This is a genomic window from Chryseobacterium urinae, assembly GCF_030518295.1.
GTDB lineage: Bacteria > Bacteroidota > Bacteroidia > Flavobacteriales > Weeksellaceae > Chryseobacterium > Chryseobacterium mucoviscidosis.
The window spans coordinates 1-13,248 of record NZ_JAULSJ010000017.1 but is presented as its reverse complement, the minus strand read 5'-3'; the positions used below and the strand labels follow the sequence as shown (position 1 = coordinate 13,248).

Annotated in this window: 13 protein-coding genes; 8 read left to right on the top strand and 5 right to left on the bottom strand. The window is 35.7% G+C overall.

What is annotated here, in order from left to right; all coding sequences use genetic code 11:
- The first annotated feature begins 88 nt into the window (after positions 1–88).
- Genes QWT87_RS12070 through QWT87_RS12060 form a run of 3 tightly spaced genes read left to right on the top strand, consistent with a single transcriptional unit; the run spans position 89 to position 3,583 of the window.
- On the top strand, positions 89–1,351 hold the full coding sequence (locus QWT87_RS12070) for a serine hydrolase domain-containing protein (RefSeq protein WP_302716292.1): 1,263 nt from the start codon (positions 89–91) through the stop codon (positions 1,349–1,351).
- 25 nt (positions 1,352–1,376) lie between these two features.
- Positions 1,377–3,122, top strand: a complete 1,746-nt coding sequence (locus tag QWT87_RS12065; protein WP_302716291.1) for an Ig-like domain-containing domain — start codon at positions 1,377–1,379, stop codon at positions 3,120–3,122.
- Positions 3,123–3,124: 2 nt separating this feature from the next.
- Complete coding sequence (locus QWT87_RS12060) at positions 3,125–3,583, top strand: heme-binding domain-containing protein (RefSeq protein ID WP_302716290.1); 459 nt, start codon at positions 3,125–3,127, stop codon at positions 3,581–3,583.
- Between the two features lie 573 nt (positions 3,584–4,156).
- Here QWT87_RS12060 and QWT87_RS12055 read toward each other — a convergent pair.
- The 5 genes from QWT87_RS12055 to QWT87_RS12035 all read right to left on the bottom strand — a co-directional run bounded on the left by QWT87_RS12055 (position 4,157) and on the right by QWT87_RS12035 (position 8,422).
- Positions 4,157–4,672 carry an NUDIX hydrolase gene (locus QWT87_RS12055; protein WP_302716289.1) on the bottom strand — a complete coding sequence of 172 codons (516 nt, stop codon included), beginning with the start codon at positions 4,670–4,672 and terminating at the stop codon, positions 4,157–4,159.
- Entirely contained in the window at positions 4,669–5,583 is a 915-nt protein-coding gene (xerD, locus tag QWT87_RS12050; RefSeq protein WP_185207793.1) for a site-specific tyrosine recombinase XerD, read from the bottom strand. The genes QWT87_RS12055 and xerD overlap by 4 nt, the downstream gene beginning before the upstream one ends.
- A 6-nt stretch (positions 5,584–5,589) precedes the next feature.
- Positions 5,590–6,012, bottom strand: coding sequence for a deoxycytidylate deaminase (locus QWT87_RS12045; RefSeq protein WP_108410954.1), 423 nt, complete (start codon positions 6,010–6,012; stop codon positions 5,590–5,592).
- 49 nt (positions 6,013–6,061) lie between these two features.
- Positions 6,062–6,829, bottom strand: coding sequence for an enoyl-CoA hydratase/isomerase family protein (locus tag QWT87_RS12040; protein WP_302716288.1), 768 nt, complete (start codon positions 6,827–6,829; stop codon positions 6,062–6,064).
- Positions 6,830–6,934: 105 nt separating this feature from the next.
- Positions 6,935–8,422, bottom strand: a complete 1,488-nt coding sequence (locus tag QWT87_RS12035; RefSeq protein WP_302716287.1) for a catalase — start codon at positions 8,420–8,422, stop codon at positions 6,935–6,937.
- A 132-nt stretch (positions 8,423–8,554) separates the two neighbouring features.
- Between QWT87_RS12035 and QWT87_RS12030 the strand changes: the two genes are divergently transcribed.
- From QWT87_RS12030 to QWT87_RS12010, 5 genes are all read left to right on the top strand, one after another.
- The gene (locus QWT87_RS12030) at positions 8,555–9,505 is read left to right on the top strand and encodes a LysR substrate-binding domain-containing protein (RefSeq protein WP_076396233.1); all 951 of its coding nucleotides are present in this window, start codon (positions 8,555–8,557) and stop codon (positions 9,503–9,505) included.
- A 238-nt stretch (positions 9,506–9,743) separates the two neighbouring features.
- Positions 9,744–11,024: a methionine adenosyltransferase gene (gene metK / locus QWT87_RS12025; protein WP_302716286.1), complete on the top strand. Its 1,281-nt coding sequence runs from the start codon at positions 9,744–9,746 to the stop codon at positions 11,022–11,024.
- Positions 11,025–11,107: 83 nt separating this feature from the next.
- On the top strand, positions 11,108–11,599 hold the full coding sequence (locus QWT87_RS12020; RefSeq protein WP_288459793.1) for a hypothetical protein: 492 nt from the start codon (positions 11,108–11,110) through the stop codon (positions 11,597–11,599).
- A 195-nt stretch (positions 11,600–11,794) separates the two neighbouring features.
- Positions 11,795–12,385, top strand: coding sequence for an RNA polymerase sigma factor (locus tag QWT87_RS12015; RefSeq protein WP_087708309.1), 591 nt, complete (start codon positions 11,795–11,797; stop codon positions 12,383–12,385).
- A gap of 202 nt (positions 12,386–12,587) precedes the next feature.
- Positions 12,588–13,248: YjjG family noncanonical pyrimidine nucleotidase (locus tag QWT87_RS12010; RefSeq protein ID WP_302716285.1), on the top strand; the 661-nt coding region annotated here is incomplete at its 3' end.

Genomic DNA, 13,248 nt, shown 5'->3' with positions numbered 1-13,248 from the left:
TTTATTTATGTTAAATAATTCATAATTTCTATTCAGGAGATACGAATTATTTCGAGTTTTATTAAATTGCCGCTCATTTTCGAAACTCATGACGAAGCGTAATTTTATCCTTGTATTATCTGCCTTTTTATTTCTTTTTTCCTGCAAAAAAAAATCTGAAAATCAGGACAGTGTTGCTGAAAGCACGACCAATCTTCCCAATTACGGAAATGTAGACTTAGCCAAAGTTTTTACACCTGCCGAAAATCAGGTTGCCAATAAGGCTTCACTTGCAAATTACATCAACAGTTATTACCAGAAAGTTTGGGAAAACGGCGATCTGAGCGGTGGAATTTTAGTCGCGAAAGGAGATAATATTATTTACGAAAATTACAGAGGCTTTGCCAGAGAAGGAAATCAGAACCCGATTGATAAAAATACGCCGCTTCATGTCGCTTCCGTTTCAAAAACATTAACCGCAATGGCAATGCTGAAACTCGTTGAAGCAGGAAAAGTGAATTTATCCGATCATCTTACCCAGTATTTTCCGGGTTTCCCTTATCCGAATGTTACCGTTAAAACTTTACTAGACCAGAGAAGCGGACTTCCGAAATACGAATACTTCATTACTAAAATTCAGCCGGCTCCTGCAGAACTTTCAAAAACGTTCCTTACGAATGAGGATATTTTGAATATGATCATTAAATACAAACCGGATCTGGCAAGAGAAACAGATACCGGATTTATGTACTGCAACACCAATTTTGCCATGTTGGCTTTAATCATTGAAAAAGTAACGAAAGTTCCTTTTCCTCAGGCGATGAAAGAAATGGTTTTTGATCCTCTGAAAATGAAAAACTCCTATATTTTTCAGGAAAAAGATATTCCTACGGCATCACAGTCTTTTTATTATGGAGGCAATAAACTGTACCCTTTGGACAGGCTGGATTTAATTTACGGAGATAAAAATGTTTATACCACTCCGAGAGATTTATACAGTTTTTCAAAAGCAATGTTTTCGAAGGATTTTTTAAAGCCTGAATTGATGGAGCAGGTTTTCACGCCTTACAGCAATGAAAAATTCGGCATGAACAATTACGGTTTCGGCTTCAGGATGAAAATTTTTGATAACGGGGAAAAACTCACGTATCACAACGGTTGGTGGCACGGAACCAATTCTGTTTTTGCGCATCTTCTGAAATCTAAAGTTACCATTATTGCTATCGGAAATAAATATTCCAACAGAGTGTATACCGCTTTGGCTTTATCGGGATTATTTGAAGATTTTCCGCCTCAGAAAGATAAACTTCACAGTGTAATGAGCGATGATCGCGATACATTAAAAGGTCATAGTGAAGTTTATGGAGAATAATGTTTATTTTTGCGTAAACATCTTCATGAAAAGAATTCTTTTTTTATTGGTTTTCGCTTTTCTTTTGCAGTCTTGTGCAAGAGTAGGTTCGCCTGTAGGAGGCGCAAAAGATTCCTTAGCTCCGAAGTTTTTAAGCTCAAATATAGATTCTTCAAGAGTAAATGTGCCGAGAGATATAAAGCAGTTGCGAATAGATTTTGACGAATACATTACGTTAAAAGACATCAACAAAAACCTGAACATTTCTCCGCCGATTAAAAATATCACCAGAATTGTTCCTTCCAATATTGCCAATAAATTTATCCTGATCCAGTGGAAAGATACTTTACAGGCAAATACAACGTACAATTTTAATTTCGGAAATTCTATTGCAGATAATAATGAAGCCAATATTCTGAGATATTACAATTTCGCGTTTTCTACGGGAGATAAGCTTGATGATCTTTATGTAAGCGGGGATGTAAGAGATGCTTTATCCATTAAAAAAGCCAGTGAGAATAAATTTGTGGTAGGATTGTATCAGGTAAAAGACACCATCAATTACAGACAAAAACCTTACTACATTACCAAAGTTGATGATGATGGCTATTTTGAACTGAATTATCTTGCTGCCGGAAAATATAAAATCATCGCATTTGAAGATGAAAACGGAAATTCCATCTACGATGCGGGAAAAGAGAAAGTAGGATTTCAGAAAGATCCTGTTGTCGTAGAAAAATCGGTTTCAGGATTAAATCTGAAATTATATCCTTCTAAAAAACCGGTAAAATACCTTGAAATGAAAGAAGCTTCGGGAGGAGTTCTCATGACTTTCGAAGGAAAACCGAATGAAGTAACCGTAAAACCTTTAAACGAAAAAATAAAAGAGTACAAGGTAACCCACGCTCCGAAGTCCGATTCCGTAAGAATCTGGTTTGATGCTGTGAAAAGTGATGTAGGACAGACTACAAACGAGAATTTAAAGTTCGGATATAATGCCGGTGTCGGAAAAAAAGACAGCCTTTATAACGCCTCGTTGTTTTACAGATACAATGCGAAAAACGCAATGGACATCAACAGCGATAACGGCGGTGCCATGCTTCCTCCGAGAGAAGACTTTAAAATCCTTTCCAATTATTATGTGGATAAAATAAACACCGATAAATGGATTTTCAGAGTTGCAGGAGACTCATTGAACACTGTTCCTTTTACCGCTAAAATTTCAGAGAAAAATCCGTATCAGATTTTGGTGAAAGCGGATTTTATTTCAGGTAAAAAATATCAGCTTACCATTCCGAAAGAAACCGTTTCTTCATTCTTTGCCAAAAATTATCAGTCGAAACGTTTCGATTTTGAAGTGGATAAAGTTGAGAATTTCGGAAGCTTAAAATTCATCCTTCAGAACGCTCCTGCATCAAGTTACTGGCTGCAACTTTTAGACAGTTCAGATAAAGTATTGTTCCAGAAATATACCAAAGGAAGCGAGGTTAAATTTGATATTCTTAAACCGGGAGAATACATTGTAAGGATTTTAGTGGATAATAACGAAAACGGCTTTTGGGATGAAGCAGATTTCCAGAACGAAACTTTCGCGGAAGATTCCTACATTTACTACAAAACAGCCATCGTAAGACCGCTTTGGGACAGCAACGAAAACTGGGATCTGAAAGATACAAGAGTTTTGGATCCGTCAAAAATCAGCACACCGAAAGCAGAGCCGAAATCTCAGCCGAAAGATGCTAATAAGCTTGATCTGAAAGGAAATGATGCTTTGGTAACGCCTTCAAGATAAATATGAAAACATTTAAGAAAATATTTTTCTGGACTTTGCTGGGATTTGCTTTAATTCAGTTTATTTCAACAGATAAAGTAAATCCTCCGGTGGATCACAAAATGAATTTTGTGGATGCTAAAAAAACACCTGCAAAAATTCAGGAATTGTTGAAAGGAGCGTGCTACGATTGCCATTCCAACGAAACTGTTTATCCTAAATATGCTTACATCGCGCCGATTTCATGGTCTGTGAAAAGCCATATCAATGAAGGACGGGAACATCTTAATTTTTCTATCTGGGATACTTATAATAAAGATTTAAAGCAGAGTATGCTGAGTAAGTCGATCCAGACCATTCAGAATAAAACGATGCCGATGCCGGGTTATATTGTTTATCATAAGGAAGCGAATCTTTCCGATGCAGAAAGAGCTTTGCTGATTCAGTATTTTGATGAGATGCTGAAATCCAAAACTTATTAATCGTATTTAATCGTCATAAGAATTTAAAAAGATAAATGGTTTAACTATTTGATTTTCATTATTGTTCTATTCGAAAAATCAATCACTTTTGTATTGCTTTGATAAGTTTTACGGCATTGTTTATTTTAAAAGCATTTCAGAGAATACTTTTTCGTTTTCCTTGCGATAAAATAATCAGATTTTGAAAATCAACTTAAAAATCTTTAATTTAACCTGAGTTCGAGATAAGTCTTCTTAACCGCAAGGTTAGACAAAAAAATTCAATTATCAGGAATTCAGCTTTTAAGATATACAAAGGCGTAAAACTTATCAAAGTAATACCATTTTTGTGTTTTTTAAATAAACGAAGTGCCTTTGTTTAGCTTACAAACTTTTAATAGTAAAAAAATCTTTTGTTTTTCTTTGCGATAAAATAATACAACGCTATAAATCAATTTTTTAAATTTATTTCTTATCCTGAACTGAGTTTAATTTATGTTGATCATGCAAAGCAAAAGCATAAAAAATCTCCCGCAAATTTTACATATTTAGTAGACCTCTGTAAAATCTGCGGGAGAATATATTTCAGGAATATTAAATATTCTTCAGATACTCTTCAAAAAACTTTTTCTGAGAATCAAAAGCAATATCCTCAAGATTCAGTTCTTTTAAAGGAATCCATACTGCTTCTGAAATTTCAGACAGTTCAAGATTCACTTCAAATTTTTCCAGAACGCGGTATTCATAAAAAAGATCAATGGTATTATAATCAATCTCTTTGTACTGATAGACGTTTGGAAGGCTCGTTAAGTACTTTAAATTTGAAATATCAACAACCAGCTGCAGCTCTTCAAAAAGTTCTCTTTTACAGGTTTCTTCTGCACTTTCCTTCGGATCTACAAAACCTCCTGCAAGATCGAGTTTTCCCTTTTTAGGATCTCTGTTTCTTCTTGTAAGATAAATTTCATCATTATATCTTATTACCACAGCTACCGCTCCGGCAACGTTATTGTATAATGTGAAACCACAATTTTGGCAGCTCCATTTTCTTTCTCCATCCCACTGTAAAGATTCTTTGCCGCAGTTGGGGCAATATTTCAGTATTTTCATTGAGTTACATTAATATTTCTCGGGTGATAAGACAAGATCACATCACGCAGCTCCTCTGTTTTCAGGTGGGTGTAGATCTCTGTCGTTGTAATGCTGGAATGACCGAGCATTTCCTGAATATAACGAAGATCTGCGCCATTCTGAAGCAAATGGGTTGCAAAAGAATGCCTGAATGTATGCGGTGATATCTTTTTGCTTACACCCGCCTTGTCTGTTAATTCTTTTATAATTAAAAATACAATTACTCTGGACATCGATGTTCCGCGGCTGTTCAGAAATAAAGTATCTTCATATTTCTTATTGATTTTACTTTTGGAACGTACTTCCTGAATATAATTTTCCAGAAGATCTGCAGTATAATCCGCTAAAGGAACGAAACGTATCTTATTTCCCTTTCCGTTTACCTTAATATACTGCTCTTTAAAATTGATATTGGAAATTTTCAGATCAATCAGTTCCGAAACACGAAGTCCACATCCGTACAAAACTTCGATAATACACTGATTTCTCTTTCCAAGGTCGGAATTTACCTCAATCGCGCTGATAATCTTGTTGATATCGGGCAGGCTTAAGGTATCCGGTAAGTAAAGACCCAGTTTAGGACCTTCAAGCAAAGAAGCCGGATTGTCTTCACGGTATTCATCCTCCAGTAAAAATTTGAAGAATGCTTTAATGGAAGAGATCCATCTCGCCTGAGATCTTTCGCTGAATTTTTGTTTGGAAAGATTGAAAATGTATTCCTGCAGATTTTCGTAGCCTATAGTATCCGGTCCGACGTTGCCCAGATCTTCTTCTGCGTATTCTTTTAGTTTTTTTATGTCTCGAATATAGGCGTCGAGAGTGTTTTCTGAAAAGTTTCTCTCGAATCGAAGAAAGATCTCAAAATCCTTAATTTTTTCATCCCAAGTCATGTTGTGTTATTTTTTTAGTTCACTTTCCGAAATTTGTTCTATTTCAATATCGTGGTTTCTTAAAAATGATATTCCGTCGTCATCCGAATATTCATTGATGTAGACAAGTCTGGTGATTCCCGCCTGAAGAATGAGCTTACTGCATTCTTTACAGGGTGAGAGCGTTAAATACAGTGTTGCGCCTTTTGCAGACTGCGTGGAAGCTGCCAGTTTTAAAATAGCATTGGCTTCTGCATGAAGTACGTACCAGTGTGTTTTGCCGTCATTGTCCTCACAGCAGTTTTCAAATCCTGAAGGAGTACCATTATAACCATCTGAAATAATCATCCTATCTTTTACGATAAGAGCTCCTACTTGTTTTCGTTTACAGTAGGAAAGTTTTGCCCATTCCTGAGCCATTTTTAGATAAGCTTTGTCAAACTTATTCATACCGCCGCATTTGTTTGTTTCGAAATAATTTGTATTAAGGGTAAAAAGTTTAGAAGCTTGGCTTTCTTTTTTCAAGAAAAGCAGAAACTCCTTCTTTTTTGTCGTCCATTTCAAAAAGCTCTCCGAAATATTTAATCTCAGTTTCAAAACCTTTATCCGTGTCCGATAAGTTTACAGCTTGAATTGCTTTGGAAATTGCCATTGGTGAATTGTGGGCAATAACGTTGGCTAATTCTTTTGTTTTGTTTAATAATTCTTCTATTGGATATACTTCATTTACCAGTCCGATTTCTTTTGCTTTTGCAGCAGGAACCATTTTGGCAGAGAAGATCATTTCATTGGCAATGCCTTTTCCTACAAGCTTCGGTAATCTCTGGGTTCCTCCGTAACCGGGAATTAATCCTAAAGTTACTTCCGGAAGTCCCAGTTTTGCATTTTCCGATGCGTATCTGATGTGGCAAGCCATGGCAAGCTCAAGACCTCCGCCTAATGCAAAACCGTTTACGGCTGCAATTACCGGCTTGGTCATATTTTCAATTTTGTTGAATAAAGTATTGTGTCCGTTTCTGGCAAGTTCTTCTGCCTTTTCCTGTCCAAAATCACTAAATTCTTTAATATCTGCTCCGGCAACGAAAGATTTTTCACCGCTTCCTGTAAGAATAACTACTCTGCAGGATTCGTCTGAATCTAACTCGTTCAAAGCTGAACTTAATTCGCTGATTGTTTTAGCATTAAGTGCATTTAAACTCTCAGGTCTGTTTATTGTAATAATAGATATTTTATCTTCCTTATTTAATAATATATTTTCGTAACCCATTTTCCACTTTAAAATATTATTCTGTGCAAATTATGAATTTTTTATAAAAAAAAGGAAAAAATATTGACTTTTTTTCCTTCTGATTGAAATTATTGTTTAAGATACTTATTTTGTGTGGTTCATCATATTTGCATCAATAACCACATTCAGTTGAGATGCCACTTTCATTCCAAGCTCGATATTAGCTCTGAAAAAATGACATAACTGTCTGTTAATGATCTCATCTTTTTTCGGTCCCGTGATTCCTTTCATGCTTCCAACAATGTTATTTACAAGGTTTTGCCTGTCTTCCGGATTCATTGCCTTTGTATATAATAATCCGGGTTGGGTGTAATGATCGTCATCATTTTCATTTCTGTTGTAACTTGCTACATGAGCGCTGTCCAGTTCATATTCGAAACTTTTGTAGGCAGGATCCGGCTTAATATCATCAAAGCTGTTCGGGTGATAGTTCGGCTTATCCTGATAATGGCTTGAATCTGCCATAAATCCGTCTCTCTGATAGTTGTTAATCGCAAAAGGACATCGGTTAACTTCCAGCAGGTGAGCATTTACGCCCACTCTGTATCGGTGCGCATCCGGATAAGAAAATAATCTTCCCTGAAGCATTTTATCCGGTGAAAAGCTGATTCCATCGATTAAATTACTTGGTGAGAATATAGATTGTTCAACATGAGCAAAATAATTAACCGGAACTTCATTCAGTTCCATTTCTCCGACTTCAATTAACGGGAAATCGCTCTGGAACCATACTTTGGTAATATCAAAAGGATTCCATCTGAAATCTCTTGCCTGTTCTTCCGTCATTACCTGAATATACATTGTCCATCTCGGGAAATTTCCCTCCTCGATGGCATTGCAAAGGTCTTCCTGCGCAAAATCTGGATTTTCTCCTGCCATTTTTACCGCTTCATCATTCGTGAAATTTTTAATTCCCTGTTTGGATTTCAGATGAAACTTCACCCAGACTCTTTCATTCTGAGCATTGATCATAGAGAACGTGTGAGAACCGAAACCGTGCATGTGTCTGTGTCCGTAAGGTGTTCCTCTGTCCGACATTAAAATCAAAACCTGATGAAGAGATTCAGGATTCAGACTCCAGAAATCCCACATCATGGTTGCGCTTTTCAGATTCGTTTTCGGAACTCTTTTTTGGGTATGGATGAAATCCGGAAATTTTTTCGCATCCTTGATGAAAAATACCGGCGTATTGTTTCCAACCAGATCCCAGTTTCCGTCTTCTGTGTAGAATTTTAAAGCAAAACCTCTCGGATCTCTAGCAGTATCTGCGCTTCCTTTCTCTCCGCCTACTGTGGAAAAACGGGCAAACATTCTGCATGAATTGCCAACTTCAGAAAATAATTTTGCTTTTGTATACTGGGTAATATCGTGGGTAACCGTAAACGTTCCGTAAGCTCCCGTTCCTTTTGCATGAACAATTCTTTCCGGGATTCTTTCTCTTACAAAATGAGCAAGATTTTCCTGTAAAATAAAATCCTGCAGCAATACCGGACCTCTCGGACCGACTGTTTGTGAATCCTGATGTTCGTAATAGGGAGCGCCGTTACTTAAGGTTAATTTTTTAGAATCCATAGATTTATGATTTTTGTGAATGATTTTTTAACTGTATTTGTTTATGTAAAGGTACTAAATATCAAATTTACTTGAATTTTTAATTGCAAATGGCAAAAACATTTTATCTTTGTAATAGATAATATTAATCAGATGAACATTCAGCAACTCGAGTATCTTATCGCGGTTGATAAGTACAAACATTTTGGGAAAGCGGCTCAAGCATGCTTCATTACGCAGCCTACACTAAGTGCAATGATACAGAAATTTGAGGATGAACTGGATGTGAAGGTTTTCGACAGAACTACGCACCCGATCCGTACCACAGATGTTGGGCTTCAGATCATCGATCAGGCGAAGGTGATTATAGAATCTGTCAATGAACTTAAAAATAAAGCCAATCTTTTAAACAATATTTTAGGAGGAACCATCAACATCGGAATTATTCCTACCGTTTCTTCTTTTATCCTGCCTACGGAAATCTTCAAATTTTTGGAAGAAAACCCGAAAATTCAGATGAATGTAAAGGAAATGACGACAGACAACATCATCAAAGCTTTGAAAGCAGGAGAGTTGGATGCCGGAATTATTTCCACACCTTATGATGCGGCAGATGAATTTTATCAGGATTTCTTATTCAATGAAGAATTGATGATCTACAGTTCTGAGAAAGAAGCCAACAAGAAAAACTCTTATGTAGTTCCGGAAGAACTGAATGTAGAAAAAGTATGGCTGCTTGAGGAAGGAAACTGTCTGAGAAACCAATTCGAAAATATCTGTCATTTAAAAGAAAATACATTAAAGCCTAAAAACTTAGATTTTCTCGCTTCTAATATCCAGACTTTGGTTCATATGGTGGATAAAGTAGGAGGAATCAGTATTTTGCCGGAGTTGGCTCTTAATCAGCTTTCTGATGTACAGAAGGAGAATGTTTTCAGATTTAAGAAGCCTTTCCCGTACAGAGAAATCAGCATTATTTACTACAAACCGACCTTTAAGCAGAAAATTATTGATGAATTATCACATTCTATCAGAAATTCTTTAGAGAAAAAACTTAATTATCACGAAAATCCGAAAGAATTTGTAAGCATAAAACCGCAATAGTGTTTTATGTTAAATATCATCAAATCATTAATTTAAAGAAGAGATAATAAGTAGACAAAAATTTTGAGTATTAAAAAATAGTACTTAAATTTGCCAACGTTTACGAACGAGGAAAAATTTGACCTGATTGCAACCTCTATAAAAATATGCTAAAACAGTATTCTTTTTTAGACCTTTATTAGACAATTTATTCTTATTTTTCTTCGTATATTTTTAATCTAAAAACAAATAGAATAATATGTCTTATTTATTTACATCTGAATCCGTTTCAGAAGGACATCCGGACAAAATTGCCGATCAGATTTCCGACGCATTAATCGATCACTTTTTAGCATACGACAAAAATTCAAAGGTAGCTTGCGAAACTCTTGTAACAACAGGACAGGTGGTTTTGGCGGGTGAAGTAAAATCGGATGCTTATCTTGATGTACAGACGATTGCCAGAGAAGTTATCAACGGAATCGGATATACAAAAGGAGAATATATGTTCAACGGAGATTCTTGCGGGGTTATTTCTGCAATCCATGAGCAGTCTCCGGATATCAATCAGGGAGTAGACAGAGCGGTAAATGACGAATCTTTCGAAGCTAAAGCAAACGCACAGGGAGCGGGAGATCAGGGAATGATGTTCGGATATGCAACCAACGAAACGGCAAATTATATGCCTTTGGCTCTGGATCTTGCACATACTATTCTTAAGGAACTTTCTGCGATCAGAAGAGAAAATTCAGAAATTAAATATCTCCGTCCTGATGCGAAATCTCAGGTTACGATTGAGTATTCTGATGACCATAAACCAATCAGAATAGATTCTATTGTAGTTTCTACACAGCACGACGATTTCGGATCTGAAGAAGAAATGCTGAACAAAATCAGAGAAGACATTAAAAATATCCTGATTCCAAGAGTTGTTGCTTTACAGACAGAAGAAATTAAAGCGTTATTCAACGATCAGATCAAATATCATATCAATCCGACCGGTAAATTCGTAATCGGTGGTCCTCACGGAGATACAGGTCTTACAGGAAGAAAAATCATTGTAGATACATACGGAGGAAAAGGAGCTCACGGAGGTGGTGCATTCTCAGGAAAAGATCCTTCAAAAGTAGACAGAAGTGCTGCTTATGCAACAAGACATATTGCTAAAAATTTGGTAGCTGCAGGAGTTGCGGATGAAGTTTTGGTACAGGTTTCTTACGCAATCGGGGTTGCTGAACCTTGCGGATTGTACATTAACACGTACGGAACGGCAAAAGTAGATCTTAACGATGGAGAAATTGCTAAAAAAGTTTCTACTATTTTTGATTTGAGACCTTACGCAATCGAACAGAATTTAAAATTAAGAAACCCTATTTATCAGGATACGGCTTCTTACGGACACATGGGAAGAGAAAGCTATGTAGCAAGCAAAACCTTCAATAAAGGACAGAAAAATGAGCTTACTCTGGAAAACCTAGAGTTCTTTACATGGGAGAAATTAGACAAAGTCGAAGAAATTAAAGCTTCTTTCGGAATTTAATTTTAAACTTATACAATATAAATGGCTGCTTTATCTTTTTGATAAGGCAGTTTTTTTTATTTTTACATTAAATAAATTTGAAGATGATAAACGCAAGATCTGCATTCGCAATCCTTTCTGTATTTTTTCTGAGCACCTTTGCAAAAGCACAGTTAACGATGCATAAAATGATAAGTGTAGGATATACTTACCAGAACCAGAGTTTTGGTGAAATAGGAGGGAAGCTGCTTTTCTTAAAAAATGACGATGTTATTTACCGTTTGGGAGGTTCTGCTTTGATGGGTTCTGCGCATTCCCAGTTTGCGATTATGCCCAAGATTTCTGCAGATGTTTTGTTGAATTTTGAAAAAAATGTAGATTTCAATCATTCCTATTATTTTCTGATGGGAGCAGAAGGAACCAATAAATATTTTGCTCCGAAAGTAGGCGTTACGCTTTTCGGGATTCTGGATCTTACCGGAGGTTATGCTTTTCCGATCGGAAACAGCGGAATCAATGGTAAAGAACTGAAAGGGGTGAATGTTAATTTTACACTAAATATCCCTACTGTATTCATTCACGACATGTTTAAGTAGGTTTTTTTAAATTTTTCTCGTAAAAAATTAATAAATGATTAACAGTTATTAAAAATTTATTATATTTACACCATAGAAAAATTGTATCCGCCTATTGATTCGACTTTACTCTGAAGAATTGTTTTGTATTTACAGCTGAAGCCAGATAAAATATCTGGAAAAATTATAGTCAGCATTATTTATTGAGAAGAAGTTATGAAATCAAAATCGGATAGTTTACTAATTTCCCTTTACCAAAAAGGAGACGAAGAGGCGTTGTCTACCCTTATACACCGCCATCAAAGAGAATTGTTTACATTCATTTTTTACAAAATTAATGATGAAGATTTAGCAAATGACGTGTTTCAGGATACCTTCATGAAAATTATCATTATGCTGAAGGAAGGACGCTATAACGAGGAAGGAAAATTCATTCTTTGGGCAAAAAGAATTGCTCACAATCTTATTATCGATCATTTCAGGTTAAAATCTAAAAATATGAAAGTTTCAGAAACTACTTTTGAAACGGACGAATATTCTGTTTTTGATCTTTTGAGAGAGCCTTCCGAAAATATCGAAGATCAGCTTGTTACCAACCAGATTCAGGAAGATCTTTTAAGAATGCTTCAGTTTCTGCCTGAAAATCAGCAGGAAGTCATTAAATTAAGATTTTTTGACGGGTTAAGCTTTAAAGAAATTGCGGACCATACCGACATGAGTATTAATACTACATTGGGAAGAGTACGGTACGCTTTAATCAACCTGAGAAAAATCATGGAAGAAAATAATATTATCTTAACACGCTAGATAATAATTTCGGAAAATTCTCGTTTTTAAGGAAAACATTTTCGCCTATGAAAAAAAATGATCCCTTAAAAGTGAAAGCTTTGAAACCTAAGAAACAAACCATTGAGTTTTTACTCAACTTTTCAAAGAGCGTCGAGGTAGTGAAAGCCAAAGGCAAGAATTATCCTGTATCCAAGAATTAAAATTATTAATTTTGTGCTGTATGAAAATTCAGCACATTTTTTTTGATCTCGATAATACACTTTGGGATCACCGTCGCAATGCATATTTAACGATAAAAGATCTTTTTGAGAAGGAAGAAATCGGCTTGAAATATAATATCAATTTTGAAGAATTCCATTCTGTTTATCATGAAATTAATGAAAAACTCTGGGAAGATATCCGCGATGGAATTATCGATAAAGAATATCTCAGAAAACACCGTTTTTACGATACCTTTAACCATTTTGGGGTTAATGATCCGGAATTGTCGATGTATTTTGAAGAACATTTTTTAGATAAAATTCTCAATCATAATGAGCTGGTAGAAGGGACAGAATATATTCTGGAATATCTTAAAGCAAAAAATTATACCCTGCATATTATTTCAAATGGTTTCAAAGAAGTGACGGAGAGAAAATGTATTTTATCCGGCATTGATAAATATTTTCAGACCATCACAAGCGCAGATACAGTTGGTGTAAGAAAGCCACGTCCTGAAATTTTTGAATATTCTCTGAACCTTTCAGAAGCCACAAAAGAAAACAGTATTTTAATTGGCGATGACTGGGTTGCAGATGTTGTCGGTGCTCAGAATTTTGGTATGGATGTTATTTTCTTTGATGTTTTAAAGGAAAACAAATCTGAAGAAGGCTTGAAAGTGA

Bases quoted from the DNA above. Each gene is read 5' to 3' on its own strand.
- QWT87_RS12055 (WP_302716289.1), bottom strand. From the start codon at position 4,672: ATGAAAATACTGAAATATTGCCCCAACTGCGGCAAAGAATCTTTACAG.
- QWT87_RS12030 (WP_076396233.1), top strand. From the start codon at position 8,555: ATGAACATTCAGCAACTCGAGTATCTTATCGCGGTTGATAAGTACAAA.
- QWT87_RS12060 (WP_302716290.1), top strand. From the start codon at position 3,125: ATGAAAACATTTAAGAAAATATTTTTCTGGACTTTGCTGGGATTTGCT.
- QWT87_RS12015 (WP_087708309.1), top strand. From the start codon at position 11,795: ATGAAATCAAAATCGGATAGTTTACTAATTTCCCTTTACCAAAAAGGA.
- QWT87_RS12070 (WP_302716292.1), top strand. From the start codon at position 89: ATGACGAAGCGTAATTTTATCCTTGTATTATCTGCCTTTTTATTTCTT.
- QWT87_RS12045 (WP_108410954.1), bottom strand. From the start codon at position 6,012: ATGAATAAGTTTGACAAAGCTTATCTAAAAATGGCTCAGGAATGGGCA.
- QWT87_RS12020 (WP_288459793.1), top strand. From the start codon at position 11,108: ATGATAAACGCAAGATCTGCATTCGCAATCCTTTCTGTATTTTTTCTG.
- metK (WP_302716286.1), top strand. From the start codon at position 9,744: ATGTCTTATTTATTTACATCTGAATCCGTTTCAGAAGGACATCCGGAC.
- QWT87_RS12035 (WP_302716287.1), bottom strand. From the start codon at position 8,422: ATGGATTCTAAAAAATTAACCTTAAGTAACGGCGCTCCCTATTACGAA.
- xerD (WP_185207793.1), bottom strand. From the start codon at position 5,583: ATGACTTGGGATGAAAAAATTAAGGATTTTGAGATCTTTCTTCGATTC.
- QWT87_RS12040 (WP_302716288.1), bottom strand. From the start codon at position 6,829: ATGGGTTACGAAAATATATTATTAAATAAGGAAGATAAAATATCTATT.
- QWT87_RS12065 (WP_302716291.1), top strand. From the start codon at position 1,377: ATGAAAAGAATTCTTTTTTTATTGGTTTTCGCTTTTCTTTTGCAGTCT.